Origin of the sequence: Achromobacter mucicolens (assembly GCF_902859725.1) — a bacterium.
In the GTDB taxonomy this organism is placed as follows: Bacteria; Pseudomonadota; Gammaproteobacteria; order Burkholderiales; family Burkholderiaceae_B; genus Achromobacter; species Achromobacter mucicolens.
Genome location: NZ_CADIJP010000011.1, coordinates 134,262 through 160,920, shown reverse-complemented (window position 1 = coordinate 160,920; position 26,659 = coordinate 134,262). Strand labels below are relative to the sequence as shown.

At 67.2% G+C, this 26,659-nt stretch carries 25 protein-coding genes and 1 pseudogene; 8 read left to right on the top strand and 18 right to left on the bottom strand.

Annotation, left to right across the window (positions count from 1 at the left end; translation table 11 throughout):
* Positions 1–5: 5 nt before the first annotated feature.
* Positions 6–1,529, top strand: a complete 1,524-nt coding sequence (locus tag HV786_RS16060) for a PepSY domain-containing protein (RefSeq protein WP_128828280.1) — start codon at positions 6–8, stop codon at positions 1,527–1,529.
* Positions 1,530–1,599: 70 nt separating this feature from the next.
* Here the strand turns inward: HV786_RS16060 and HV786_RS16055 are convergent, their stop codons facing one another.
* A complete protein-coding gene (locus HV786_RS16055; RefSeq protein ID WP_128828279.1) occupies positions 1,600–1,797 on the bottom strand; it encodes a hypothetical protein in 198 nt (65 codons plus the stop codon).
* A gap of 199 nt (positions 1,798–1,996) precedes the next feature.
* A complete protein-coding gene (locus HV786_RS16050) occupies positions 1,997–2,950 on the bottom strand; it encodes a cation diffusion facilitator family transporter (protein ID WP_128828278.1) in 954 nt (317 codons plus the stop codon).
* A gap of 168 nt (positions 2,951–3,118) precedes the next feature.
* Between HV786_RS16050 and HV786_RS16045 the strand changes: the two genes are divergently transcribed.
* Positions 3,119–3,715, top strand: a complete 597-nt coding sequence (locus HV786_RS16045) for an NAD(P)H-dependent oxidoreductase (RefSeq protein WP_128828277.1) — start codon at positions 3,119–3,121, stop codon at positions 3,713–3,715.
* A 23-nt stretch (positions 3,716–3,738) separates the two neighbouring features.
* Entirely contained in the window at positions 3,739–4,344 is a 606-nt protein-coding gene (locus HV786_RS16040; protein WP_128828276.1) for a TetR/AcrR family transcriptional regulator, read from the top strand.
* Positions 4,345–4,359: 15 nt separating this feature from the next.
* Here the strand turns inward: HV786_RS16040 and HV786_RS16035 are convergent, their stop codons facing one another.
* From HV786_RS16035 to araD, 4 genes are all read right to left on the bottom strand, one after another.
* On the bottom strand, positions 4,360–5,172 hold the full coding sequence (locus HV786_RS16035) for a class I SAM-dependent methyltransferase (protein ID WP_128828275.1): 813 nt from the start codon (positions 5,170–5,172) through the stop codon (positions 4,360–4,362).
* A gap of 126 nt (positions 5,173–5,298) precedes the next feature.
* Positions 5,299–6,288, bottom strand: a complete 990-nt coding sequence (locus HV786_RS16030) for a Bug family tripartite tricarboxylate transporter substrate binding protein (protein ID WP_128828274.1) — start codon at positions 6,286–6,288, stop codon at positions 5,299–5,301.
* Positions 6,289–6,354: 66 nt separating this feature from the next.
* Positions 6,355–7,065 carry a ribonuclease activity regulator RraA gene (locus tag HV786_RS16025; RefSeq protein ID WP_062841452.1) on the bottom strand — a complete coding sequence of 237 codons (711 nt, stop codon included), beginning with the start codon at positions 7,063–7,065 and terminating at the stop codon, positions 6,355–6,357.
* A gap of 52 nt (positions 7,066–7,117) precedes the next feature.
* Entirely contained in the window at positions 7,118–8,851 is a 1,734-nt protein-coding gene (araD, locus tag HV786_RS16020) for an L-arabinonate dehydratase (RefSeq protein WP_056318391.1), read from the bottom strand.
* A gap of 139 nt (positions 8,852–8,990) precedes the next feature.
* Between araD and HV786_RS16015 the strand changes: the two genes are divergently transcribed.
* Complete coding sequence (locus HV786_RS16015) at positions 8,991–9,680, top strand: GntR family transcriptional regulator (protein ID WP_128828273.1); 690 nt, start codon at positions 8,991–8,993, stop codon at positions 9,678–9,680.
* Between the two features lie 27 nt (positions 9,681–9,707).
* Here the strand turns inward: HV786_RS16015 and HV786_RS16010 are convergent, their stop codons facing one another.
* Positions 9,708–11,126: a hypothetical protein gene (locus HV786_RS16010; RefSeq protein WP_128828272.1), complete on the bottom strand. Its 1,419-nt coding sequence runs from the start codon at positions 11,124–11,126 to the stop codon at positions 9,708–9,710.
* A 148-nt stretch (positions 11,127–11,274) separates the two neighbouring features.
* Between HV786_RS16010 and HV786_RS16005 the strand changes: the two genes are divergently transcribed.
* Positions 11,275–11,736 carry a surface-adhesin E family protein gene (locus HV786_RS16005; protein ID WP_252870126.1) on the top strand — a complete coding sequence of 154 codons (462 nt, stop codon included), beginning with the start codon at positions 11,275–11,277 and terminating at the stop codon, positions 11,734–11,736.
* A 29-nt stretch (positions 11,737–11,765) separates the two neighbouring features.
* Here HV786_RS16005 and HV786_RS16000 read toward each other — a convergent pair whose 3' ends face one another.
* From HV786_RS16000 to HV786_RS15980, 5 genes and pseudogenes are all read right to left on the bottom strand, one after another.
* On the bottom strand, positions 11,766–12,542 hold the full coding sequence (locus tag HV786_RS16000) for an ABC transporter permease (protein ID WP_420809643.1): 777 nt from the start codon (positions 12,540–12,542) through the stop codon (positions 11,766–11,768).
* A 62-nt stretch (positions 12,543–12,604) separates the two neighbouring features.
* Complete coding sequence (locus tag HV786_RS15995) at positions 12,605–13,795, bottom strand: ABC transporter substrate-binding protein (RefSeq protein ID WP_128828271.1); 1,191 nt, start codon at positions 13,793–13,795, stop codon at positions 12,605–12,607.
* 23 nt (positions 13,796–13,818) lie between these two features.
* Positions 13,819–14,562: pseudogene (locus tag HV786_RS15990) on the bottom strand (ABC transporter ATP-binding protein); the annotation flags it as partial.
* A gap of 50 nt (positions 14,563–14,612) precedes the next feature.
* A complete protein-coding gene (locus tag HV786_RS15985; protein WP_175211259.1) occupies positions 14,613–15,758 on the bottom strand; it encodes an acyl-CoA dehydrogenase family protein in 1,146 nt (381 codons plus the stop codon).
* A complete protein-coding gene (locus HV786_RS15980; RefSeq protein WP_063951832.1) occupies positions 15,755–16,312 on the bottom strand; it encodes a carboxymuconolactone decarboxylase family protein in 558 nt (185 codons plus the stop codon). The genes HV786_RS15985 and HV786_RS15980 overlap by 4 nt, the downstream gene beginning before the upstream one ends.
* Before the next feature lie 125 nt (positions 16,313–16,437).
* Here HV786_RS15980 and HV786_RS15975 point away from each other — a divergent pair, with 125 nt between their 5' ends.
* A complete protein-coding gene (locus HV786_RS15975) occupies positions 16,438–17,370 on the top strand; it encodes an AraC family transcriptional regulator (RefSeq protein ID WP_252870125.1) in 933 nt (310 codons plus the stop codon).
* Positions 17,371–17,449: 79 nt separating this feature from the next.
* Here the strand turns inward: HV786_RS15975 and HV786_RS15970 are convergent, their stop codons facing one another.
* Genes HV786_RS15970 through HV786_RS15960 form a run of 3 tightly spaced genes read right to left on the bottom strand, consistent with a single transcriptional unit; the run spans position 17,450 to position 20,745 of the window.
* A complete protein-coding gene (locus HV786_RS15970; RefSeq protein WP_254599486.1) occupies positions 17,450–18,268 on the bottom strand; it encodes an alpha/beta fold hydrolase in 819 nt (272 codons plus the stop codon).
* Between the two features lie 5 nt (positions 18,269–18,273).
* The gene (locus tag HV786_RS15965) at positions 18,274–19,569 is read right to left on the bottom strand and encodes an O-acetylhomoserine aminocarboxypropyltransferase/cysteine synthase family protein (protein ID WP_128828269.1); all 1,296 of its coding nucleotides are present in this window, start codon (positions 19,567–19,569) and stop codon (positions 18,274–18,276) included.
* A gap of 36 nt (positions 19,570–19,605) precedes the next feature.
* A complete protein-coding gene (locus HV786_RS15960; RefSeq protein ID WP_128828268.1) occupies positions 19,606–20,745 on the bottom strand; it encodes an aminotransferase class V-fold PLP-dependent enzyme in 1,140 nt (379 codons plus the stop codon).
* Between the two features lie 168 nt (positions 20,746–20,913).
* Here HV786_RS15960 and HV786_RS15955 point away from each other — a divergent pair, with 168 nt between their 5' ends.
* Together HV786_RS15955 and HV786_RS15950 are read left to right on the top strand one after the other, a co-directional pair.
* A complete protein-coding gene (locus HV786_RS15955) occupies positions 20,914–21,936 on the top strand; it encodes an amino acid ABC transporter substrate-binding protein (protein ID WP_175211257.1) in 1,023 nt (340 codons plus the stop codon).
* Between the two features lie 132 nt (positions 21,937–22,068).
* Positions 22,069–24,240 carry an ABC transporter permease subunit gene (locus HV786_RS15950; protein ID WP_175211255.1) on the top strand — a complete coding sequence of 724 codons (2,172 nt, stop codon included), beginning with the start codon at positions 22,069–22,071 and terminating at the stop codon, positions 24,238–24,240.
* Between the two features lie 12 nt (positions 24,241–24,252).
* Here the strand turns inward: HV786_RS15950 and ubiT are convergent, their stop codons facing one another.
* Genes ubiT through ubiU form a run of 3 tightly spaced genes read right to left on the bottom strand, consistent with a single transcriptional unit; the run spans position 24,253 to position 26,620 of the window.
* A complete protein-coding gene (gene ubiT / locus HV786_RS15945) occupies positions 24,253–24,717 on the bottom strand; it encodes a ubiquinone anaerobic biosynthesis accessory factor UbiT (RefSeq protein WP_128828267.1) in 465 nt (154 codons plus the stop codon).
* Entirely contained in the window at positions 24,714–25,607 is an 894-nt protein-coding gene (locus HV786_RS15940) for a U32 family peptidase (protein WP_175211283.1), read from the bottom strand. The genes ubiT and HV786_RS15940 overlap by 4 nt, the downstream gene beginning before the upstream one ends.
* On the bottom strand, positions 25,604–26,620 hold the full coding sequence (gene ubiU, locus HV786_RS15935; RefSeq protein ID WP_056318371.1) for a ubiquinone anaerobic biosynthesis protein UbiU: 1,017 nt from the start codon (positions 26,618–26,620) through the stop codon (positions 25,604–25,606). Before ubiU ends, HV786_RS15940 begins: the two co-directional genes overlap by 4 nt.
* Positions 26,621–26,659: the final 39 nt, after the last annotated feature.

Below are 26,659 nucleotides of genomic sequence, written 5' to 3'. Positions count from 1 at the left end.
CGCCCATGGACGCCAAGGCGCGCCTGCGCAGGCTGACCTACCTGGCTCATCGCTGGCTGGGCGTGGCCGGCTGCCTGCTGATGTTTGCGTGGTTTCTCAGCGGGATTGTCATGCTGTATGTCGGCTACCCGAAGCTGACGCCTGAAGAGCGTTTCGCCAGCCTGCCCGTGCTGGCAGTGGACGCTTACCGTATGCCCGACGCGGCGCAGGCCGCGCCCGGCCCCGCCGTGCTGACGTCGGTGCGCGGCGAGGCGACGTTCATCCTGCCGACCCCGGATGGTCCGCGCGCATGGTCCGCGTCGACAGGCAATCCTGACGGGACGGTGACGGCGGACATGGCGGTGGCCGCCGCCAGCGCGTTCTGGCCGGCCGGCGCCGCGCGCCATGCGGGTCTGGTCGATGAGGACCGCTGGACGCATTCGCGCGGGCTGGACCGCCATCGCCCGCTGCATAAGGTGAGCATGTCGGGGGACGCGGCCGGCACGCTGTATGTCTCGTCGGCAACGGGCGAAGTCGTCCTGGACGCGCCCCTTGCGCAGCAACGCTGGAACTACGTGGGCGCGTGGCTCCATTGGCTGTACATGGCGCGCGACCGGTCCGTGGATCCGGTCTGGAGCTGGACAGTGATCGTGCTGTCCGCGCTATGCACGGTGCTGGCTATCAGCGGCGCGGTGGTCGGCGTGTGGCGCTGGCGCTTTCGCGGGCGCTACAAATCCGGCGCAGGCACGCCATACCGCGAGGCCTGGATGCGCTGGCACCACGTCGCGGGCCTGCTCTTCAGCGCGTTCGTGTGCACATGGATCTTCAGCGGCCTCATGTCGATGAATCCCGGCGGGATTTTCTCCGCGCCCCACGCGGGGCCAGACCGGCAAGCCATGACGGGCGTGCAGGCAGGCATGGCGGCAGGCGCAGCGGTAGGCACGGCGGTAGGCACGGCAAGCTTGGCGCCATTGACGGTGCTGAAAGCGCTGCATGACGCGGGCTTTCATGCCGTCCAGCTCGAATGGCGGTGGATGGCCGGGCACCCCTACGTGCTGGCGCGCGACGCATCGGCCGACAGCCGGATCATCCGCCGGCAGGACCGCGCGCTCATCGTGCAGGCGGACTGGCAGCCGCAAGCCGTCATCGAGGCCGCCCGCGCGCTGTTTCCCGGCGCGCCAATGCAGGCGCAGGTGCTAGACCACTACGATGCCTACTACTACGCCCGCCACGCCGAAGCCATGAACGGCGGCGCGCCGCGTGGCCTGCCCGTGCTGCAATTGGACTTCGATAACGCAGCAGGGGATCGCGTCTACGTGGACCTGCGCACCGGCGAGCCGGCGCTCAGCCTGTCGCGCGCGCAGCGCGCCGGACGCTGGCTCTTTTACTTCCTGCACAGCTGGGATATGCCCGTCTTGTTGAATGCCGGCGTGGGCCGCGACCTGGCAATCATTCTATTGAGCCTGGGCGGGCTGGCCATATCCGCCACCGGCATCATGCTGGGCGCGCGGAGGCTAAGAAACACGGTCCGTGGGAGCGGCGCGCGCTGACGTCACGGCCCGACCCGGCAGGCCATGTGCAAGCGATGCGGCCAGTCGGGCGATATTGACGCACCGTGCGTCAATCCGAGTGCGGCTGCGGCGGGGTGTCGATCGACGCATCGACCTCGGAGATCGTCTCGCCAGGATATGCGACGCGCGCCGCGGCCGCGGCGGCATCGCGCGTCGGATAAGCGCCGGCGTCCTCCTGGACGCCCAGCAAGGCGATGCCCCGAAAGCCCCAATGGCCATCCGCACGTTGAAAGACTTCGACGATCATTTCTCTTCCTCCGCCGATTGCTCATGGGTCGGCTTCAATACATCTAGGGTAGTAAGCGCGCGAGCAAGTGCTGTTCCTGGCTGGGCCACCGATACTCGATGCAAGCCCAGTTCGCCCTCCCGCTGCGGACCACTCGATGGTCTGGACAAGGCCGCCGGCGTGACGCCACTACGGCGCGCCGGATATTCCGGCGGCAACGCTATTCCGCCCATTCCGGGTCGCCGGTAAACACCACCGTCAACCAGCGGTCCGGGCTGTCGGCGCCCAGCGCGTTGCCGATCTCGTCGCGCAGGCTGTCCCATGCCGCGACGGTGCGCGCGGGCATATCGGCAGGAACGATGAAATACAGTTCGATTTCCTGCGAGCGCCCCACCTTGGCGACATACGCGCGATAGGACGCGAAGCGATAGCGTTCCACGAACGCCTGCGCCACCGTGTCCACGTGCTGTTTCAGGTCGGCAGGCGTGACCAGCAGCATCTCGGACAACGCCTGGCGGATGACCGACAGCGGCAAGGGGATGATCACCGCGCACACGACCGCCAGCACGGCCGGGTCGATGTAGGGCGAAATCCACTCCCACCGGGTGTCCTGCACGCCGTATCCGATGCAAAAGGCCACCAGCAGCGCGGCCGTGATGCTGGCCGACATGATCCAGCCCTTCAGGTCCATGTGCAGGAATGCCGAGCGGATCCGGCGATTGGCGCGCGCCTCGGCCAGCGCGATCGCCACACAGGCGGTCAGGGTCAGCACGGCATAGATCAGCGCCAGGCCGAACTCCAGTTCGCGGCCTCCCTTGAGCAGACTGCTCACCGCGTTGATGAGGGCGTAGACGGCCACCCCGCTAAGCAGTATCCCGTTCAGCGCCAACACCATGGGCTCCAGATGCCAGAAGCCCATCGTGAAGCGTTCGCGAAGCTTGCGCGGCAGCCCACGGGCCGTGGCGTACGACGTGATCAGCCGCACCACCACCAGCGACAGCGCGCTCATGCTGGCGTCCACCAGCGAATAAACGCCGTCGAACACGATCGAGAACGAACCGGAAGCCACCCCAAAACCGATACCGATGACGGCGATGCAAAGCGTGACCGCAATCGAGATCCGCAACACGCCCTGCTCCGTGCGCAAGTCGAACAATGCCGTGCCTGAGGTCATGGTTCCTCCGAGGGGACTGCCGTGGCGCTCACGATAACCGTATTGCCCCCGTTTTGGTCAACGACGCCGCGCAGGGGATCCCCCTCGGCGCGAAAGGTCTTTGGTCGTAACCTACTAAACGTAGTCTACGATTGGTAGGTTATTGTCGCGCCAACAGGACTACTCGCCATGCACACCCTCATCGTCGTTGCCCACCCCGACCCGGCGTCCCTCACGCACGCCATTGCGCATCATGTCGCGAAAGGCGTCGCCGCCGCTGGGCACGGGCATTCCTTCGAGCTTGCGGATCTGGCCGCCGAAGGCTTCGATCCGCGGTTCTCTCAGGCCGACGTCGCCCTGCACCTGACCCGGTCCAACCCGCCTGCCGACGTCACCGCCGAACACGCGCGCATCGATCGGGCCGACGCGCTGGTGCTGGTGTATCCCGTGCATTGGTGGTCGTTTCCCGCGTTGCTCAAGGGGTGGATCGACCGCGTGTTCACCAACGGCTGGGCCTACGATGCCAATCCCGACGGCAAGGTCATCAAGCGGCTGCAACGCCTGCAGGTGCACCTGATCGCGAGCGGCGGCGCGGATATGCGCACCTATGCCCGTCACGGCTACTTCGGCGCGATGAAAACCCAGATCGATCACGGGATCTTCGGCTATTGCGGCGCGCGCGTGGCAACATCCGACTTGCTGATGGCGTCCGACGCCGGCTATCCCGAAGCGCACCTGGCCACCGCCCGGGCCATCGGCCAACGCATCTTTGCCCCGCAACCCTGAAACCGACCTCGATAGCCGCCCTGATGACGTCCCACCCTGCCCCTCCCCCCCGCCGTCGGCTGTCCAAGGACGCGCGGCAACGCCAGCTCATCGAGGTGTCCTGGGCGCTGATCCGCGATGAAGGCACGGATGCCCTGACCCTGGGCCGGCTTGCCGAGAACGCGGGCATCTCAAAGCCCGTCGTCTACGACCACTTCGGCACCCGCAACGGGTTGCTGGCGGCGCTTTACCAGGATTTCGACCTGCGCCAGACCGCGATCATCGACAGCGCCATCGCCGCCAGCAAGCCGACCCTCGCGGGCAAGGCAGACGCCATAGCCACCCAGTACGTGGAATGCGTGTCGGTGCAGGGGCGCGAGATTCCCGGGGTACTTGCGGCGCTGAACGGCTCGCCGGAACTGGCGGCCGTCAAAAGGCAGTATCAGCACGCATTCATCACGAAATGCCAGGCCATCCTTGCCCCGTTCGCCGGCCGGCAAGGCGTGTCCCTGGCCGGCATGTGGGGCATGCTCGGCGCCGCCGACGCGCTCTCGCAAGCCGTCGTTGCGGGCGAAATCACCCAGGAAACCGCGCGAGCCGAGTTGTTCCGCATCATCGTGGACCTGGTCAAACGCGCTCCCGCCAGCTAGCGTCCGGAGTCCGCCTTACTTTGTCGCGACGATCACGTGCGCCTGGGTCCTACCCGTGATCGGGCCCGCGCCGTAGCGGTCGGCCAACGCCTCAGCCGTCCGTTCCGTGGCCAGCTGCATGAGGCCCGCGTCGCGCGCTTCGATCTCGTTGCGCAGCGGCGTGCCCTGGCAGTAGGCGGTCGCCGCCTCCAGTGGCCCCGCCGCCCGGCTGACGTCCGCACGGGTTTCCACCCGAATATCGTCAAAGCCTGCCCGGCGAAGGTCGTCGCGGATCTTTTCCACGTCGTGGTAGCCGTGCGGCGTGCGCGCAAGAAAGCGTGGCGGGTCCTGCGGAAACACGGCCGCCATGGAGCGCGTCACGTCGTGGGCGAAGTCATTTTCCTCGATGCGGTCCCACACGCTGAAGACGAAGCGCCCCCCGGACTTCAGCACCCGGCGCGCTTCGGCAAAGCCCGCGGCCCGGTCCGAGAAGAACATGACGCCGAACTGGCAGCACACCACGTCAAACGACGCGCAGTCGAACGGCAGATCCAGCGCATCCGCCCAGCGCCATTGCACCGCGCAACCGGCACCCTGCCGGGCGGCCGCGTAATCGAGCATCGGTTGATTCAGGTCGGTCGCCACATAACGCGCCCCGGGGTCCAGCAGAGGCGCAAGCGCCCGCGTCACCGCCCCGCTGCCTGCCGCGGTCTCCAGCACGGCCTGGGGCGCAAACCCTGCGACAAGCGCCGCCATGTGGTCGGCGTAACCCTGAAAGATCAGCGGCACCATGAGCGTGTCGTAAAGCGCCGGAATCGATCCCGCGAACACCTTGTCGAAGTCGGCCATGATGCGGCTCCTTTAACGGCGTTGCCGATGCCCGACATCAGCACGAGGCGAGTCGAGCAAGGACGCACAGACGTCCACAGCCCCCAGCTTAGCGCCGACCCGCCTCGCCTACACTAGCCGCGCCCCTTACTCCACCGACGCGCCCGACTTCTTGACGACTTCCGCCCAGCGCGGAATCTCGGTCGCCATCAGGTCGCGCAACTGTTCGGGGGTGCTACCCACCAGCTCCATGCCCATGGTCTTGCCCAGCTTTTCCTGCACGTCGGGCTCTTTCAGGATCAGGGCGATCTCGGCGGCGAGTTTGTCCAGGATGGGCTTGGGCGTGCCCTTGGGCGCGTAAACCGCCTGCCAGGACGCCATCTGGAAGCCGGGCACGCCCGCTTCCTGCATGGTCGGCACCTCGGGCGCGAGCGCAATGCGGTCCTTGGTGGTGACGGCCAGCAGCTTGAGCTTGCCGGTCTGCAAGAGCGGCAGCGCCGCCGTCATCTGGTCGAACATGAAGGTCACCGCGCCGGACGATACGTCCACCATCGCGGGCGGCGTGCCCTTGTAGGGCACGTGCGTGAGGGGCACGCCGATCATGCCGGAAAAGAGCTCGCCGGCCAGGTGCGTCGAGGTGCCCGCCCCCGAGGACGCGAACGTGCGTTTGGTGGGGTCGCGCTTGAGCAGCGCGATCAGGTCGGCCACCGAATTGACGCCCAGGTTCGGATCCACCAGCAGCACGTTGGGCAGGAACGCGATCAGCGACACCGGCTCGAAGTCCTTGACCGGGTCGTACTTCAGGTTCTTGTAGAGGCTGGCGTTGATGGCGTGCGTGCTGATCGTGCCGCCGAACAGGGTGTAGCCGTCGGGCGGCGCCTTGGCCACGTAGGTGGCGCCGATGCCGCCCGCGGCCCCCGGCTTGTTCTCGACGATGACGTTCTGATGCAGGCGGTCGCCCAGCTTCTGCGCCAGCACCCGGCCGACCACGTCGGTCGAGCCGCCAACCGTAAACGGGACGACGTAGGAAATCGGCTTTTGCGTGGGCCAGTCGGCGGCGCTGGCGGGCAAGGCCAGCGTGCCAAGGACGGCGCCGGCCAGTAGCGCGGCAAGCGCGCCGCGTCGATGCGTGTTCATCATGTGTCTCCTGCCTTGTTTTATAGGTATGCGTATGGGGGGTGCCGGCAGCGCCGGCGGCAAGGCTCAGCGGCCTTGTTCTTTGCGCCAGGCGGCGAACTTGTCCTTGGTGCCCGGGTCGGTCGGCGGATACAGGCCAAGAATGGAAGCGCCGCCTTGCACCTGACTGGTCACGAAGTCCTCGAAGGCCGTCATTTCCACGGCTTCGATGGCGATCTCGTCGGCCAGGTGCGCAGGAATGACCACCACGCCCTCTCGGTCGCCCACGACGATGTCGCCCGGCCACACCGCCACGTCGCCGCAGCCGATGGGCGCGTTGATGTCCAGCGCCTGGTGCAAGGTCAGGTTGGTGGGCGCGGACGGACGCTGGTGATACGCGGGAAAGCCCATCTCGGCGATTTCAGGAGAGTCGCGAAAGCCCCCGTCCGTCACCACGCCCGCCACGCCGCGCTTCATCAGCCGGGTGACCAGGATGGAGCCCGCGGACGCGGCGCGCGCGTCCTTGCGGCTGTCGATGACGAAGACCGCGCCTTCCGGGCAGGTCTCGACCGCGGCGCGCTGCGGATGCGCGCGATCCTCGAAGACCTTGATGGTGTTCAGGTCTTCGCGCGCCGGGATGTAGCGCAGCGTGAAGGCCGGGCCCACCATGTTGGGCAGGTTGGCGTTCAGCGGCCGCACGTCCTGGATGAACTGGTTGCGCAGGCCGCGCTTGAACAGCGCCGTGCACAGCGTGGCGGTGCTGACGCCGGCCAGCCGCGCGCGGGTTTCGGGATTCATTTGGGACACGATGGCTCCGGGAGTTTGGGGCGGATGTTGGGTAACGAAAGAATCAGAAGATCGCGGGCTCGGGCACGGGCGCGCCGAATTCCGTTTCCAGGAAATCGAAGTCACAGCCGTCGTTGGCCTGCAGGATGTGCCGGGAGTACATCCAGCCGTAGCCGCGCTCGTAGCGCTTGGGCGGCGGTGTCCAGGCGGCGCGGCGCGCGGCCAGTTCCTCGTCGCTGATGTTCAGGTTGATGCTGCGGGCGGGCACATCGACGGTGATCGTGTCGCCCGTCTTCACCAGCGCCAAAGGCCCGCCGATGTAGCTTTCGGGCGCGACGTGCAGGATGCAGGCGCCGTAGCTGGTGCCGCTCATGCGCGCATCGGACAGGCGCAGCATGTCGCGCACGCCCTGCTTGACCAGCTTGGTCGGGATGGGCAGCATGCCCCATTCCGGCATGCCCGGACCGCCCTGCGGGCCGGCATTGCGCAGGATCATGATGTGGTCCGCGGTCACGTCCAGGTTTTCGTCCTCGACGGCGGCCTTCATGCTGGGATAGTCGTCAAACACCAGCGCCGGGCCCGTGTGGCGCAGGTATTGCGGCGCGCACGCGCTGGGCTTGATGACGCAGCCGTCCGGCGCGATGTTGCCGCGCAGCACAGCCAGCGCGCCCTCGTCGTAGATCGCCTCGTCCAGTTTGCGGATCACGTCGTCGTTGTAGACCTCGGCGCCCGCGATGTTTTCGCCCAGCGTCTTGCCCGTGACCGTCATGGCCGACAGGTCCAGGTGATCATCCTGCAGCCGGGTCATCAGCGCGGGCAGCCCGCCCGCGTAGTAGAAATCTTCCATCAGGTAGGTGTCGCCGCTGGGCCGGATGTTGGCGATCACGGGCACCTTGCGGCTGGCCGCATCGAAGTCGTCCAGCCCCACCGCGCAGCCCGCGCGGCGCGACATGGCGACCAGGTGAACGATGGCATTGGTGGAACAGCCCATCGCCATGGCGACGTTGATGGCGTTCTTGAACGAGGCCACGCTCAGGATGCGCTGCGGCGTCAGGTCGTCCCAGACCATCTCGACCACGCGGCGGCCGCATTCGGCCGACATGCGCATGTGGTTCACGTCCGCCGCCGGGATCGACGAGGCGCCGGGCAGCGTCATGCCGATGGCCTCGGCGATGGCGGTCATGGTGCTGGCCGTGCCCATCGTCATGCAGGTGCCGTAGCTGCGGGCAATGCCGCCTTCCACTTCCGTCCATTGCTCCTGCGTGATCTTGCCGGCGCGGCGTTCGTCCCAGAGCTTCCAGGCATCCGATCCGGACCCCAGGATCTTGCCCTTCCAATTGCCGCGCAGCATGGGGCCCGCGGGCACGTAGACGCAAGGCAGGCCGGCGCTGATGGCGCCCATGATGAGGCCGGGCGTCGTCTTGTCGCAGCCGCCCATCAGCACCGCGCCGTCCACCGGGTGGCTGCGCAGCAACTCCTCGGTCTCCATCGCCAGGAAGTTGCGGTACAGCATGGTGGTGGGCTTGACGAAGGATTCGGACACCGAAATGGCGGGCAGCTCCACGGGAAAGCCGCCGGCCTGGAACACGCCGCGTTTGACGTCTTCGACACGCTGCTTGAAATGGCTGTGACAGGGATTCAGGTCGGACCAGGTGTTGATGATGGCGATGACCGGGCGTCCGGCCCAATCGTCCGGGCCATAGCCCATCTGCATCATGCGGGAGCGGTGGCCGAATGAACGCAGGTCGTCCTTGGCCATCCAGGCGGCGCTGCGCAAGCTTTCGTAGGTGCGTTTCATGAGAGATACGAGGGATGCGGAAGTCGGAGTCAAGGCATTTAAACACTAATACATTAGTGCGTCAGCTAGGTGAAAACCCGCTACACTGCGACATTCGTTATCAGCCTTTCCCCACGCGGGACCCGGACACGCTTACCTGATGCAAAGCCAAAAGCTCAGACTGGATCGCTCCCGCCATGCGGCGCCCCAGGTTTTCGACCATCTGCGCCGCCAGATCATCTCGCTGGAGCTCGCGCCCGGCGCGCCGCTGTCGCGCGTCACGCTGGCTGACTGCTACGGCCTGAGCCAGACGCCCATCCGCGACGCGCTCATGCGCCTGGCCGAGGAAGCCCTGGTCGAAATCTATCCGCAGCACACCACAGTGGTCAGCAGGATCGACATCGCCGCCGCGCGCCAGGCGCATTTCCTGCGTCGCTCGCTGGAACTGGAAATCGTCCACCTGCTGGCCCAGCGGACTGACCCGCTGCTGCTCCAGCGCCTGCAGTCGTCCATCGACCTGCAGCGCGCCGCCCATGCCAGCGGGCAATACCAGCAGTTCATCAACGCGGACCAGGCATTTCACCGCGACATGCACGAAGCCGCTGGCGTGGCCAGCCTATGGGAGATGGCGCAGCGCTATAGCGGCCATCTGGACCGGTTGCGCCGGCTGCATCTGCCCGAGACCGGCAAGGCCGAACGCATCCTGGACGATCATCAGCGCCTCCTGGATGCCATCGCCGCGCAGGACCCGCCACGGGCGCAGCAGGTGCTGCGCGAGCACCTGTCCGGCACGCTCAGCCAGGTCGCGGAAATCTGCAAGCGCTATCCCGAGTACGTGGTGGCCGACTAGCCGCCGGCGCGGGACCCGCGTTTCGCCTCAGTCCAGCGGATAGCGCAGGATGATGGTCTTGCCGCCGCGCTCGGCAAGCGTCAACAGCGCGTCGCCCGTCTGGTCCAGGCCCAGCAGCCCGCGCTCCTGCGCATGCGACAACTGGAACGGCCGCCAGGAGCGGCCCTTGTCGCGGCTGTAGAAGTAGGTCTTGGTGTAGTCGGCGCCGGAGAATAGGTGCTCGGCATAGGTCTTGATGACCCACGCATTGCGGCCGAACCACGCCTGCCCGATCCAGGACGAGGCGCCGCGCACATTGGGCGACCGCGACCGCTTTACCCAGGCCATTCCCGACTTGTCGAGCTGGTAGATGCTGTCGCCCTCGGTCTCGAACACCGGCTGGTCACGCGTCAAAAGCGCATGGGCATCCTGCGACGGAACCCGGGGCACCTCCGGGGTAATGCGGAACGCAGGCGAGGCGCCCTCCTGGAATTGCACCTCGAAGCGCCGCGTTTCGATCAGTTGGGGCGCCTCCTGGCCTTCAGGACGCACCCGCGTGCGCCAGCTCCAGCCCACTGCGCGCGTCTCGTCCAGCGGGTACAACGACCAGCCATAGCCAAGCTGCTCGACGCCGTAGGCCTTGCGATCCCGCTCCGCCGTCTCGGCAAACTTGCGTTCAAAGGCGGCCGAATCCGGCCAGACCTGTTCCTTGAGCCGGGTCGCCGCCCAACGCTTGGCGCCGTCGCAGCTGTAGAGCAGGCGCACGCCCGTCTCGTGGTGCTCCAGCGCAATCGCCAGCTGGTCGGTCAGAAAGGCGGTGTGCTGCTGCGGCACGCCCAGCGTCACGTCGGGATCATAGGTCCAGGTCGCGCCCAGGTCGTCCGAACGCAGGGTGTCCCAGGCGGGCGGCTGATCGCCTTCTCCCGAACTGCGCAGCGTGCTGGTGATGAGGTACAGCGGCTGGCCGCCCGGCGCGCCAATCAGGGTCACGCCGGTATCGCCGCTGATGGAGCCCAGCAGCTCGAACACACCCGTGCCGTGGCCCCCATAAATGAGGTTGCGGGCATCGGTGGTGGTGCGGCCGGTCTGCAGCATGGTCAGGGCCAGATCGCCCTGGCCGTGGGCCAGGGTGGTGATCGCGCCGGCCTGCGCCAGCCGGATCCGCTGCTTCTGAAGGCGTTCCTTCAGGGCCGGAACCTGCGTATCCAGCACGGGCGCCTGCGCCAGGCCTTCGATGTCCTTGGCCGTGACCAGAAGTTGGCCGGTCAGCAATTGGCGCTCGCCGAAACGCTGGATGGCAACCCGCGAGTATGAGGCCAGCGCGGGCCCGTTCAGCTCTCCCACGAACTCGCTGCGCGCCAGCGGATCGCCCATTGGGATGATCTGATAGATGCCCCGGGCCAGCACGGCGGCGGTGATGACCGCAAGGCCGACGGCCACGAGTCTGATGGTCTTGGGTCCAGGCATGCTGGGCATAATGCCAGCCCCCCGCGCCGCCAGCCATTTATCGAACGGACGAAACTATAGCGCGTTGCGCCCGGTTCTCTATACTGGCGTAACGCATGCTCACGTCTTGCCGGACGCGCGCCCCTGCCCCGACACCACGGAACCGCCCATGACCGCAAGGCCTCCCTCTGCCCTATTCGCCCTGGCCCTGTTTGTCGCGGCAAGCGGCAGCCCGATCGCGCACGGCGCCGCGGCCAACGATCCGGCCTGGGTGCCGGTCGACCCGCAGGCGATGCCGGGGGTGTTCTATGACAGCCATTCGATCCGCACCGTGTCGGAGAATCCGGCTGTCAGGGCAGTGACCGTGGCCTGGTTCTACGCCCAGCCCCGGATTTCCGAGGCCAACGGGCAGCCCTACGGCTCGGTCACCCAGCCGGTGACGATGAACTGCAGCGCCAACACGTATACCGTCACCGAGGTCTTGCACCACGCGGGCAACGACGCCACCGGGGCGATCGTCGAATCGATTCCGGTGGCGGGCATCCGCAACGCCCCCGTCACGCGCGACCCGGTGCAGCGGCGGCTGCGCGACCTGGTGTGCGCGGCCAACGGGAAGAGCGCGCGCAAGTAGCGGTTGGCGAAACGGAGTAGCCAGGATCGTTACTGCCCGCGCCAGTACCGGTACAGCGCCCGGGCGCTGGCATCCAGCAAAAAGCCCAGCACGCCAATCATCAGCACCATCGCCATCAGTTCCGAATACGCCAGACGGTCGCGGGTGTCCAGGATGAAGTACCCCATGCCGGCCGACACGCCCAGCATTTCGCACGGGACCAGGACGATCCACAGAATGCCGATCGCCAGCCGCACGCCGGTCAGGATGTGGCCCATCACGCCAGGCAGGATGACGCTGCGCAGCGTCTCCCAGCGGGTCGCGGCCACGCTTTGCGCCAATTGCAGCCAGCGCGGATCAAGCTGCTGCACGCCAGCAGCCGTATTCAGCACGATCGGCCAGACCGCCGCGAACGCCAGCAGGAAGTAGACGGGATCGTCGCCCACGCCAAACACCATGACCGCGATCGGCATCCACGACAGCGGCGAGATCATGCGCAGGAATTGCATCGCGGGCGATGCGGCCGCTTCCAGCCGGCGCCAACTGCCGATCGCCAGGCCCAGCGGCACGCCGATCGCCAAGGCCAAGCCCAATCCAACCGCGATCCGCCGCAGGCTGACCAGGATGTGGTGAGGCAGGTCCGAGCCGGACAGCAGTTCGCCCAGGCTGACGAAGGTGGGCCCGGGCGCAAAACGCCTCGCCATGCCGCCCGCAGGCGCCAGGACTTCCGTACCCAGCCACCACAGCGCCAGCAGCAGCCCCAACCCGCCAAGGCCGAGCGCGTAGCGCGCGCCCAGGCCCACTCCCGCGGCCGTCTTGGCGCGCAGAGGCGCCGCGGGCTGCCGCTGCGCCTCCGGCGGCGCCTGCTGCACCACAAACTCGCGCTCCGTCACGCCTGCACCAGCTCGGTCCGGTTGTACGCGTCGGGAAAGCCGAACCGAGTCAGGCCACCAGCCGATTCGATTGCCCGCCGGACATAGCGATCGTCCACCAGCTCGGCCGCCGCGCGCGCCGGATCCAGGTCATCCAGGAATCCGCGGTCCGCCTCGATGAGGGTGTCGCGCAGCCGCCGCACCAGTTCCTCGGTGTAGCTGGGAAACGGATACGGCTGAAAGTCGATGCGGCGTTCGTCCCAATCGGCATGCCGGATCGCACCGCTGGCCAGGTACTGCTCGCGGTCCTCGGGCGGCGGCGCAAGCACCTTGGACAGCGCCGGCAGGGTGTGCGGGGTGTAGCGGTTGATGCCCTCCTTGGACAGCAGCCGCGCCGTCTCAGCCCGGTTGTCGCGGATCCAGAGCTGCGCCTGCACGATGGCGTCCACTACCTTCTGCGACCATTCCGGCCGCTGCGTCAGGTCGCGCTCGTGCATGAAGACGACGCAGCACGCATGATTGCGCCAGATGTCGCCCGTAAAGCGCAACACCTTGCCCACGCCCAGGGTTTCTGCTGCCGCGTTGAACGGCTCGGCCACGATATAGCCCGCGATGCGCTGCTGCGCCAGCGCGGGCGGCATGTCCGCGGGCGCCATGACGACCAGATTCACTTCATTGGCGGCCGGCGCGCCGTCCTTGCGCGCCACCGGCGTCAGGCCGTTTTCGCGCAGCAGGTACTGCAGCATGACGTTGTGGATGGAATACCAGAACGGGATCGCCACCGTCTTGCCGCCCAGTTCCTTCACGGTGTTGACGGCGGGCGCCACGGTCAGCCCGGATCCGCCGACGTGATTCCAGGCCACCACCTTGGCGGGCACCTTGCTGCCAAAGCGCGCCCACACCGTCATCGGCGATAGCAGATGCACCACGTTCACCTGACCCGAGATGAAGGCTTCGATCACCTGCGCCCAGCTGCGCAGCAGCACGGGCTTTTCGGCCTTGACGCCGGCCTTGTCGAAGAGGCCATTGTTATGCGCCACGAGCAGCGGCGCGGCGTCGGTGATGGGCAGGTAGCCGATGCGCACGGGCGCGTCGGGCTCGGACTGCGCCCGCGCGTTGAAGGCCGACAGCAAGGATGCGGCCCCGCCGGCGGTCAGCAGGGCCGAAAGTTTCAACCAGTCGCGACGCGACATGTGTTCAAGGCACATCAGAAAGCTCCTAGCGAAGTTGGTCAGGCAAGCACGGCGGCGCCGCGCGCGTTCCGCAGCGCGGCGCGCAGGCGGGTAAGGATTTCCAGGCGCAGCGCGCCCATTTCCGGCAGCAGGTCGGCGCGCGGTTGCGGCAGGTCGACCTGCCACACGCCCAGAATGCGCCCAGGCGCGCCGCCCAGCAGCACGATGCGGTCGGCCAGCAGCAGCGCTTCGTCGATGTCGTGCGTGATCAAGACGGCCGCCGTCTGGAAGTCGGCCACCAATTTGCGCAGCAGCACCTGCATGTCACCGCGCGTGACCTCATCCAGCGCGCCAAACGGTTCGTCCAGCAGCAGCACCGACGGCTGGCGCGCCAGGCAGCGCGCCAGCGCCGCCCGTTGCGCCATGCCGCCCGACAACTGCGCGGGACGCAGATGCCGCGCGTGCGCCAGTCCCACTTCATCGATGGCCTGCGTCACGCGCGCGCGGCGCTGTGCATCCGTCAGCGCCGGCTGATGCTTGAAGTCCAGCCCGAAGGCGACATTGCGTTCCAGCGACAGCCAGGGCAACAGGCTGGAATCCTGAAACGCCACCGCCACGCGCGGGTGCACGCCCGTGAGCGGCACGCCTTCCATTAGCAGCGTGCCGGCGGTGGCGGGCTGCAGGCCGGCCAGGACGCGCAGCAGGCTGGATTTGCCCGCTCCGCTGGCGCCCAGCACCGCGACCACTTCGCCGCGCGCCAGATCCAGGTCGACGGCGTCAAAGACGGCGCTCTCCGCGCCGGGGTACCGCAACGCCAGGCCCCGGGCCTGCAGCACCGGCCGCGGCGCCGCCGTCATGACGCGCCCTGCGCGGCAAGCCGGGCCTGGCGCTTGGCCAGTTCGGTCTTCAACTGCACCAGGCTCGGCGTGACGATGGGCAGGAACGCCGCTTCGCGCCAGCGCCGCGCAAAGCCTGCGCCCCCGGGCTTAAGGTAGGCCGCGCCGCCGCTGGCTTGCAGTTCAAGCTGTACCGCCGCGTTAGCGGCATCGGCCAGCGCAATGCGAATCTCGAACAAGGCCCACGGTTCGGCCACAAACCGCTGGCTGCGAACGCCGGAGATAAGGCGGGCTGTCAGGTCCTCGAGCTGCGCGGACAGCGCCTGCAAGGGTTGGGCAAGGAGGCCGCGCGACGCGTGGCCCTGCCCCACTTGACCGGCGGCCTGCAAGGCCCTTCGCGCCAAACCGATCGACAGGCCGCACTGCAACCCGGCAAATGCGGGACGCGCGCCCGGCAGATACTGCCGCGCGTCGGGGTGGATCAGCCATTCCGGTCCGATGCGCACGCCGCGCACGTCCAGCGCTGCGGTGTTGCTGGACTGCAGCGCCAGCAATGACAGGTCCGCACTACGTTCCAGTCCGGCGATGTCATGCGGCAACGCGACGACGGCGGGCGTGCCATCGGGAGCCGTAACCGCCGCCGCGACGAGGAAGCCCTGCGGCCGCAGATTCGTCACCCAGGGCATGCGGCCGTCCAGCGTCCATTGCACGTCATCGCCCTGCGCGGCAATCTGCAACGATTCGATGCCGCTCAGGAACTTCATCGCGTTCGACAGCGCCGTGGCGCCCGCCAGTTCGCCGGCAAGCAACGGCGCCAGCCAGCGCTCGGCCAGCGCCGCATTGGGGCTGGTCAGCAGGTATTCGATGAAGACACGCTGGCCCCATGCGACGAATGCGCTGGCGACCGACAGTTCGGCCACCTGCGACACCGCCTCGATCGCATCGCCGATATCGGTGCCGGCCAGGCCGCCCTGCGCCTCGGGTACACCAACGCGGAACAGCCCCGCCGACGCCAGCCGCGGCAGCACCGTGACGGCGTCAAGGCTGCCCGCATCCAACGCCTCGGCATGTTGCGCAAGCCAGTCCCGCAAGTCCTGCGGCAGGATCGGACCACCGGCCGGGTCGGTGGCGTCATGATGCGGGGTCGCGGTCTGTGCCGTCATTGCGCGCCGCTCCAGGCGTATTCGCTCAGCTGTTCGTTCAAGGGCGTCTGCGCCAGGTTGTTGGCGAAGTTGCAGATCGTGGCCAGGCCCACGCCCAGGATCACCTCGAGCGCATTGCCCTCGGTGTAGCCCGCATCGCGCAAGGCTTTGAGTTCCGCGTCGTCGACACGGCCGCGCGTGCGGATCACGGCTTGCGTGAATGCCGCCAGCGCCTGCAACCGCGCGTCGGGTAGCGTGCCCTGGGCACGCAGCGCGTCCACGACTTCGGGAGACAGCTTGGCCTTGTTGCGCGCCAGCGCGGTGTGGCCCGCCACGCAGAAGGTGCAGCCGTGCAGCGTGCCGGCCACCAGTTGCACGACCTCGCGCTCCTGTAGCGTCAGGCCGGCGCGTGCATTGATCTGCGACAGCGTCTGATAGGCCTCGAGCGCGGCGGGCGCGCTGGCCAGCACGCCAAGCAGGTTGGACAGATACCCCGCGCCCTTCTCGGCCGCGGCCAACGCCGCCTGGGTGGGTTCGGGCGCGCTTTGCGCGGTGTGCACGGTCAGACGGGCCATGAAAATCTCCGTTGGGCTATCGATTGAAACCACCATTTTGCGTGCAGCGCCCCGCAAGCGACAATGCACGAGGATCGCAACTTGATGCTCGATCTTATCGACTTTCAGCTATGCGCTTATAACTGTTGCCTACCTTGACCCTCGATCCCGCCCTTACCGATCAAGCTGCCGTGGACGCCGTGCTGCTGTCCAGCCTGGAAGTGCAATCCAGTCTTTACCATCTGGGCCAGTACTGCGGTAACTGGACCGCCAGCACCAGCGGACGCGCCCGCGCCAGTTTCCACCTGATCCTGCACGGCCGCTGCCGCGCGGACATCGCATCGCGCCAGGAATCGCACACGCTGGCGGCAGGCGACGGCATCTTCTTTCTGCGCGACATCGCCCACGTGCTGACGCCCTTGCAGCCGCCCGCCAGCGTCGCTAGTGGCCCGATGCAGCCGCTGTCACCGCGTCAGCCTGACGGCACCGGCCTTGCGTGCGGGTTCTTCCAGTTCCGCCCGGGGCTTGCCGATTTGCTGGCCGACACCCTGCCCGACTATCTGCTGCTGCGCGCGGACGACGACCGCTTTCGCGCCGCGCGCGGCGTGTTCGACCTGATTCTGGACGAGACCACACGTGAGCCATCTGCCTCGCCTGTCGTGCTGGAGCGCCTGACTGATCTGCTGATCTTCTTCATGCTGCGCCACCTGGCCATTCAGGACCGCCAGGCGCACGGTCTTTTCGTGCTGTCGCGCGATCCCGCAATGGCTGGATTGCTGCAGGCGATACTGGCCGAGCCTGCCGCGCCCTGGAGCATGCAGGACATGGCCGACCGCGTCCATATGTCCAAGGCCACCTTCCACCGCCGCTTCACGTTGCAAAGCGGCACGACGCCAGCGCAGCTATTGCAGTTGCTGCGCATGCGCGTGGCGCGGCGGCTTCTGGATCAGGGCATGGGCATACAGGAAGCCGCCGAACGCGTGGGTTATCAATCCCAGGCCGCATTCAGCCGGGTATTCCAGCGCACGGAAGGCGTGGCGCCGTCCGCCTTGCGGCGACGCCGTCCCGCATCCGCCTGATTGCCGCGGCCTGCCCGCCGGAGCTTGAATCCGGGAGCGTGACCGCAGGACCTGACTGCCATGATGGCCGCCCCAGCTTTCAACCCAGGCCGAGCAGCAGATCGGCCAGCAACTGCGGATGCGTGATGTGGGCTTCATGCGGCGCGGCGATGTCCACCCAGTTCCAACCCTGCTGCGATTTCACCAGCTTGCGCGAATCGTCCAGCACCGCCAGTTCAGGCTGCGTGCAGTGGATGTACGTGCGCGGCCGTCCGTTGCCGATGGGGTGCTTCAGGTTCAGCGGTGTGGTGTAGCTGGCCAGCGGATGCGTCGTCAGGCGGCGCTTGACCCAGTTGTAATCCGCGCTGCCCGGGGCAAAGCCCCATGCGGCGGGAAGCGGATCGGGGATGGGCACGGCCAGGCCGCCCGTCGCCTTCGAGGCTGCGGCAATGCGCGCGTCAGCATCGGCCTTCGGATAGACGGAAAACGCGTTCTGGCCGTTCTGCAGCACGATGGCGTCGAAATAGACCAGGTGCGCCAGGCGATCCGGAATGCGGTCGGCCACCCCCGTGATGGGAATGCCGCCAAAGCTGTGGCCGACCAGGATCACGTCGGAGAGCTCCTGCGTCTGGATGACCTGCACCAGATCTTCCACGAAGGTGTCGATGGTGATGTCCTTGCTCAGCAGGTGCGCGCGGTCGCCCATGCCGGTGTAGCTGGGCGCATAGACGCGATGGCCCGCCGCCTGCAGGCGGTCGGCCACGGGACGCCAGCACCAGCCGCCGTGCCACGATCCGTGCGCAAGGACGTAGGTCTTTGCTTTCTTGACGGGCGCGGCGGCAAGGGCCGAGGCCCCTGCCGCCAGGGCCGGCAGCCCGGCCGCCAACTTCAAAAGGGTTCTGCGGGGAATCATCGTCATGCTGCTTACACCTGCGCCAGCGCCTGGTCCAGGTCGGCGATCAGGTCGTCGATGTGCTCGATCCCGATGGACAGGCGCACGGTTTCCTCGCGCACGCCGGCCTTTTTCAGTTCCTCGGCATTGAGCTGGCGGTGCGTGGTGGACGCCGGATGCGTCGCCAGCGACTTGGAATCGCCAATGTTGACCAGGCGCGTGAACAGCTGCAACGCATCCTGGAAGCGCGCGCCGGCCTCGCGGCCGCCCTTCACGCCAAACGTGAAAAGCCCCGGGACCTTGCCGCCCAGGTACTTCTTGGCGAGCGCATGGTCGGGATGGTCCGGCAGACCCGCGTAGTTCACCCATTCCACCTTCGAATGCTCGCGCAGGTAGCTGGCGACCTTGACCGCGTTCTCCACGATGCGGTCCACGCGCAGGGCCAGCGTTTCGATCCCCTGCAGGATCTGGAACGAGTTGAACGGCGAGATCGCGGCGCCGGTGTTGCGCAGCGGCACCACACGGGCGCGGCCGATGTAAGCGGCCGGTCCGAAGGCCTCGGTATACACCACCCCGTGGTAGCTGACATCCGGCTCGTTCAGACGCTTGAAGCGCGCCTTGTGCTCGGCCCACGGAAACTTGCCCGAGTCGATGATGGCGCCACCCAGGCTGGTGCCGTGTCCGCCCAGATACTTGGTCAGCGACTGCACCACGATGTCGGCGCCATGCTCGATGGGACGCAGCAGGTACGGCGACGGCACGGTGTTGTCGACAATCAGCGGCAGGCCGTGGCGATGCGCCAGCTCAGCCAGCGCGGCGATGTCGGTGATGTTGCCCAGCGGGTTGCCGACCGATTCCGCGAAGATGGCCTTGGTGCGGTCGTCGATCTGCGCCTCGAAGGCGGCCAGGTCGGACGGATCGGCAAAGCGCGTGGTGATGCCGTACTGCGGCAGCGTGTGCGCAAACAGGTTGTAGGTGCCGCCATACAGCGTGCTGGACGACACGATGTTGTCGCCAGCTTCGGCGATGGTCAGGATCGCGTACGTCACGGCGGCCTGGCCCGAGGCCAGCGCCAGCGCGGCGATGCCGCCTTCCAGGGCCGCCACGCGCTGCTCCAGCACGTCGGTGGTCGGGTTCATGATGCGGGTGTAGATGTTCCCCGCGACCTTCAGGTCGAAGAGGTCCGCGCCGTGCTGCGTGTCGTCGAACGCGTAGGCCACCGTCTGGTAGATGGGCACGGCTACCGCGCGCGTGGTCGGATCGGGGCGGTAGCCGCCGTGGACAGCCACGGTTTCCAGGCGCCAGTTGGGCTTCTTCGCTTCAGTCATCAGTCTCTCCGGTAAATAAGTGATTGAAAATTCAGATCAGGCGGCAAACGCGCGCGCGGCGCGCAGAATGCGTTCGATGTCTTCATGGTTGTTGTAAGCGCCGACAGACAGGCGCACGTAACCATACTCCACGATGCTCGCCACGACACCTGCCTGCGCCAGGTGCGCCAGCGCCGCGGCGGGGTTGGCGACGCGCAGCGCCGTGGTGGTGCTGCGCACGTCGTCGCCCGGCGGCGACACCACCTGGGCGCCCAAACTCCGCAGTCCATCGCTCAAAGCCTGCGACAGCGCCAGCACCCAGGGTTCGATGCGCTCGGGCCGCGCCTGTTCGATGAGGTCCAGCGCGCCCGCCCAGCCCGCAAGGCCGGGATAGTTCAGGTTGCCGGTTTCCAGCCGGCGGGCATCCGTCGCGTCAGACACCGCCACCTGCCATTGCAGGCCGGACTTGTCCAGCGTGGTCACGCCGGACGGGCCGACGTAACGCGGATCCAGCGCCGCCAGCAGCCGCGGCGACACGTGCAGCAGCCCCACCCCCAGCGGTCCCAGCATGCCCTTGTGCGCGCCGCACGCAAACGCATCGACGTGCCATTCGTCCACCCGGGCGCGCAGCAGGCCCGCACCCTGGATGCCGTCGACCACCAGCCAGATGCCGCGTTCGGCGCAGCGGCGTCCCAGTTCCCGGATGTCGGTTCGCAGTCCGGTGCCGTACTGCACCCACGACACCGCGATCAAACGCGTGCGGCCGTCGACGTGCTGCCACAGGTCGTCCACCGTAAAGCGATGGGCGCGTGCCTGCGCCACGCGCACCTGCACCCCGCGCCGGCGCAGATTCAGCCATGGCAAGGCGTTCGACGGATGCTCCTGGTCGTCGACGATCAGGTTGTCGCCGTCCTTCCAGGCCAGTCCTTGCGCGACCGTGTTCAATCCCTCGGTGGTGTTCTTGGTGAACGCCAGCCGGTGCGGGTCGCCGCCGATCAGCCGCGCCAACCGCACGCGCAACGCGTCGGCGTCGCGCAGCCATTGCGGCTTGTCGCTGCGGGCATGCGTGATGCTGTCGAAGAATTCCCCCACCGCCGCCGACACGCGCGGCGACAAGGGGCTGGTGTACGCGATGTTGGCGTAGGCCTTGTCGCGCGTGATGGGAAACAACTGTCTGAATTCGTCCTGCCAAGCCATGCGCAACCTACTCCGCCAGACCATCCGGCATGCGGGCATTCTAGGTATATGACGCGAATCTGGATAAGGCTTAGTTTTCATATTGATATGCGTATTAAGTCGCTCGGCAAACCGCGCCCCGCCCATAGAATTCGTGCCTCTCTTGCACACAACAACCCTGGGAACAGCATGCGTTTGATTCATCTATTCAAGGCCGCGGGCGTGGCCGCCGCGATGACGCTTGCCGGCACATCGCAAGCCGGCACGGTGGACACCATCAAGAAGCGCGGTGAACTGGTGTGCGGCGTCAGCCAGGGCTCGGCAGGCCTGTCGATCGCGGACAAGCAAGGCCGCTGGACCGGCCTTGACGCGGACCTGTGCCGCGCGCTGGCGGCCGCCGTGCTGGGCGATCCGGAAAAGACCCGCTTCGTGCCGCTGAGTTCGCAGCAGCGCTTTCCGGCGCTGCAGTCCGGCGAGATCGACGTGCTGAACCGCAACACCACGATCACCTCGGGCCGCGACTCGGGGCTGGGCATCGTGTCCGCCGGCATCGTGTTCTACGACGGACAGGGCTTCCTGGTGCCGCGCAAACTGGGCGTTAAGAGCGCCACCGAACTGGAAGGCGCGCAGGTTTGCGTGCAGCCCGGCACGGTGAACGAACAGAACCTGGTCGACTACTTCAAGAAGAACAAGCTCACCTACCGCCCGGTCGTCATCGAAAACCTGGTCGAACTGGAGCAGGCCTTCTACGCCGGCCGCTGCGACGTCTACCTGTCGGATGCCTCCACGCTAGCCGCCAGCCGCGCCGCGCGCGCCAGCAAGCCGGACGACTTCGTCATCCTGCCCGAGCGCATCAACAAGTCGCCGCTCGGACCCTTCGTGCGCCAGGACGACCCGAACTGGGCCGCCATCGTGCGCTGGACGGTCAACGCGCTGGTCGCCGCCGAAGAGCTGGGCATCACCGCCAAGAACGCCGACAGCCAGGCGCAAAGCAGCGACGCGCAGGCGCGGCGCCTGCTGGGCGTGGATCCCGGCATTGGCAAGAGCTTCGGCCTGGAAGAAACCTGGGCACGAAACGCCATCAAGGCCGTGGGCAATTATGGCGAGGTGTGGGACCGCAACCTGGGCGCTGCCACGCCGCTCAAGCTGGAACGCGGCCTGAATGCGCAGTGGAACAAGGGCGGCCTGCTGTATTCGCCGCCGTTCCAGTGATGCGTGTCGCTTGATGCGTATCGCTTGATGCACATCGCTCGATGCGCATTGCTTGATGCGCACTTCATGATGATTCGCGGGCGGGCCGCCGGGTCCGCCCTTCTTGTTCTTTCCTTTGCCGCACGCCCCGCCATGACCGCCACCACGCTCCCCTTCCCGTTGACTGCGCCCTGGCGCCGCTGGCTGCCTGCGTTGGCGTGGGGTTTGGGACTGGGCGCAATGGCCGCCATGCTGGTGCGGCACATCGAATCGGTGCAGGCCGCACGCGGTATCCAGGGCGGGTTCGGCTTCCTGCTTCAACCAGCAGGATTCCGCATCTCGGAAAGCCTGCTCAATGTCACGCCCGAAGATCCTTACTGGATGTCCCTTGCGGCGGGACTGGTCAATACACTGACCGTCGCCTTCGTGGCGATACCGCTGGCGACCGTCCTGGGCGCGGGCCTGGGATTCATGGGGTTGTCGTCCAACCCGCTGGCGGCGCGCGTCGCCGCTCTCGTCATTGCCCCCTTGCGAAACACGCCTGTGCTGTTGCAGCTCTTCGTCTGGTACGGGTTGCTGCTGCGCCTGCCTGACTTGCGGCAGGCATGGTCGCCGCTGCCGTCCGTGCTGCTGTCCAATCGCGGTTTGGCCTTACCCGCGCTGCATGGCTGGCTGCCTTATGCGGGTGTGGCATTGGCCACGCTGGCGCTGGGATGGCAAGCCCGCCGCCGGTGGACCAATGCTGCCTTGGCCGCCGCGTTGACTGCAATATTGACCGCCGCCGGAATCGCGTGGGCACTATTGCCGGCCATGCAGATCGACCTTCCCGTCAAGCGCGGGCTCGGCTTGCACGGCGGCTGGCAACCCAGCATCGAGTTCGCCGCCTTGACCATCGGCCTCGTGGTCTTTCACGCCGCCTACATCGCCGACATCGTGCGCGGTGCGGTGCGCGCGGTTCCCGTTGGCCTGGTCGAAGCCGGCCAGGCCATTGGCCTCACGCCTTACAAGGTGCTGCGGCTGGTGATCGCGCCCTACGCCACGCGCGTCGCGCTCCCGCCCTATGCCAGTCAATGCCTGGCGCTCGTCAAGAACAGCACGCTCGCCATCGCAATCGGCTACCAGGAGCTGATGGCCGTCATCAACACCGCCATCACGCAAACCGGACTGGCACTGGAAGGCATTGCGCTTGCCATGGCCATTTACCTGACGTTGGCGGTCTGCCTGGGCGGCGGGCTCTCCGCCTGGAATGCGCGCAATACCCGACACGACCCGGGCGACACGCACGGGGCGCGCCTGGGTGACCGGGCGTGCTGGGATGGCGCTGGGGGTAAGGCCAGGACGCTTCGACGCAAAGCGATGTCGGCCGTTCTGACATTGCTGCTGGCCGCCGTGGCCTGGTCACTGCTCGACTGGGCAGTGCTGCGCGCCGTGTGGTCGGGCGGTCCGGCGGCCTGCGCGAATGCGGCGGGCGCCTGCTGGGCCGCCGTGGGCGAAAACCTGCCGCTGTTGTTCTACGGCACCATGTCCGAAGCGCACCGGGGGCCGGCGCTGATCGCGTGCCTGGCGCTTTTGGCCGCCATCGCCGTCTTCCTGGGCGCACGTCACGTACCGGCGCGCATGCGGATTGCCCTGTTGACTGCGCTGTCAGGCATTACCGTGGCAGCGCTGACGGGCTGGCCGTGGGGCGGCGACCTCATCGGCCCGCAACGCTGGGGCGGACTGCTCGTCACGTTGATCCTGGCGATAGCAGCGCTGGTTACGGCCGTGCCGCTCGCCTTCGCGCTCGCTTTGCTTCGCCGGTCCGGCAGCCCGGCCGGTTCACTGGCCGCCGCCGGTCTGATCGAAGCGGTACGCGGCGTGCCACTGGTGACTCAGCTGCTGTTCGCGTCCTTTGTGTTGCCCATGCTGCTGGGTGGTGGCGTGTCGAAGTTCAGCATGGCGCTGGCGGCGCTGACCCTGCATACCGCTTGTGTGCTGGCCGAAGTGCTGCGCGGCGCGCTGCAGGCGATTCCGCCCGGCCAGATGATGGCTGCGCGCGCCTTGGGCATGCGGCCCGCGCTGGCCTATGCGTGCGTGATCTGGCCACAGGCCCGCCGCATCGCCTCGCCCGCCGCGCTGGGCGTGTTTGTGGGCGCGGTCAAGGACACGTCGCTGGTCAGCATTATTGGTGTGTTTGACGTGTTGGGCGCGGCCAAGGCAGTGGTGGCGGGCACCGACTGGCGCCCGTATCACGTCGAGGTTTATCTGGCCGTGGCGCTGCTGTATCTGGCCGCCAGCCTGGGGCTATCGCGCGTGGCACGCCGCATGGAAGGCCGGCGTGCTTGAACAGCGGGGAGATCAGCCGCCTGCCCCGCCCGCCATGCCGCTGTTTGCGGCAGTCATGCGTTGCAGCCACGCCGGCCGGGGCGCCGCGTCCAGCCAATTCTTGACGATCAACCCCAGTTCGGTGTCGCCGGCGATACGCAGGCGGCGCTGGAAGAACAAGGTGTCGGCATCGGTTTCCTCGCGCATGAGCGCCAGGAAGTCCGCGAGCTTTGCGCCGAGTTCAAGCTCCGCGGCGCCGGTGGACCCGCGGTTCCAGAGGGGCCGGAACGCACCATCGCGCACGACAAAGCTGCTGCGCAGACCCAGGTCTTCGACGGTGATGGCAAAGCTGCGGCCGTTCAGTTCCGCGGGTGGCTCAAGCCACTTGAGCTGGCGTGCAAGCTCAAGCCCCGCGACGAAATGCAGCGACACGAACGGGCCTGGCACGCGGCGGCCCAGCTTGGCGAGCACAGGCGGCAAATTCAGGGCGGCGCTCATGCGACGGCCTCCTCGAGGCCGATGCCGGCCTTGCCGTAGTAGTAACCGTTGCAGCGGCCGATGCCCGCGGGCGGCGACACCGGCTCGGGCCTGGAGCCTTGACGCATCGCATCCAATGCGGCAATGGCCTCAAGCGTGCCAGCCGATTGCGGGCTGACGCGCAGCACATCGACGCCCATGCCCGCCAGTTCGGGCGCTTCGGCCAGCAGGTCCAGGCAGGCGGCCGACTGAACCTGGATGCCGTTGATACCCAGGAACTCGCGCGATTCGCGCGTGCGCATGTCCAGGCCATCGGGATGCTCGATGCAGCGAAAACCGCAATCGTCCTTTTTCAGGCGGAAGTGGCGAGCCGTGAAGCAGCGGGCGGAAAACGCCAGCGCCATCCTGCCCCACACCATCACTTCGGCTTGCATGCCGGAAGGACGCTCTTGCAGCAGGCGCTCGAGCGTGGTGCCGTCCATTTCAAGCGGCGCGACGAAGCGCACGGCGCCGCGATTGGCCAGCCAGGTCAGCGTGCCCCCGTGGTAGGCGTTGATGTGCGGACCGGCGACAAAGCCGCGGCCGCTCAGGTGGCGCACCGCGCCCAACTCGCCCGCCTCGACCATGAAATCCTGCTGGTCGCAGAGCTTCTTCAAGGCGTTGGCCTCGGCGCCGGTCTCGATCAAGGTGCGGCCCGACAGCACGACCGTCTTGCCCACTGCGCGCAGGTCGCGCGCCAGTTCAAGCCAATCGTCGGCGCGCAGTTCGTGACGCCGGCTACAGACGGTCTCGCCCACGTAGATGATGTCCGCGGGACTTTCGGCCAGCGCGGCGTAGAAATCCATCGTGCGTTGGCGCGGCCAGTAGTACAGCAAGGGGCCGACAGAAATCTGGAATGGGATGGGGGTCATTTCCATGGACGTTCGAAAGCGCCTTGTGTGACTTGTGAACCCTCGGCATGGCGCGCCAGCATGGCGTTCCATTCGGGGCGCGGAGAAAAGCGCGACGCGTCCGCGTGCACGCTGTCCAGCGCGGCGCGCAGCGTGGACACCACCTGCGTGACATAGGCCGGGCTGCGCTGGCGCCCTTCAATCTTGATGGCCGATACGCCCATCTCCGCCAGCTTGGGCAACAAGCCGATGGCGTTCAGGCTGGTGGGTTCTTCGAGGGCGTGATCGGCTTGCCCGTCAACTTCGAAACGCCCCTTGCACAACGTGGGATACGCGGCGGGCTCGCCCGGTTCGTAGCGGTCGATGAGGATGCCCGACAGGCGCGCATCCATGCGGCCGTCTTCTTCGACCCAGCGCACGGCGTGCGCGGGCGAACAGACACCCTTGTTGTTGGGGGAATCGCCGGTGGCGTACGACGACAAGAGGCACCGGCCCTCGGCCATCACGCACAGGCTGCCGAAGCCAAAGACCTCGACCTCGACGCTGACGTTGGCGCAGATGCGGGCAATCTCCGTCAGCGTCAGGACGCGCGGCAGGACCACGCGGCGGATGCCGAACTGCTCTTTCATGAGTTCAATGGCGTCCGCGTGGGTGGCCGAGCCCTGCACCGACAGATGCAGCCGCAGGTCCGGATAACGGTCGCTCGCGTAGGCCAGCAGTCCCGGGTCAGCCATGATGACGGCGTCGGCGCCCAGGTCGTGGGCGGCATCGACGGCGGCCTGCCATTCGGCCATGCGGCCCGCCTGCACGAAGGTGTTGATGGCAAAGAGCACATGCCGGTTGTGGCGATGCGCCAGTTCGACGCCGGCGCGGATGTCGGCTTCGGTGAAATTGAGCCCGGCGAAATTGCGGGCGTTCGTGGCGTTCTTGAGCCCGAGATAGACGGTGTCGGCGCCCGCTTCAATCGCCGCTTTCAAGGCGGCCAGACTGCCTGCTGGGGCCACGAGCTCTATGGGAGAGGTTCGAGTTTGCATGACGGCCAGTCTATGGGCCGCCCGTCCCCCGGGCCTTGT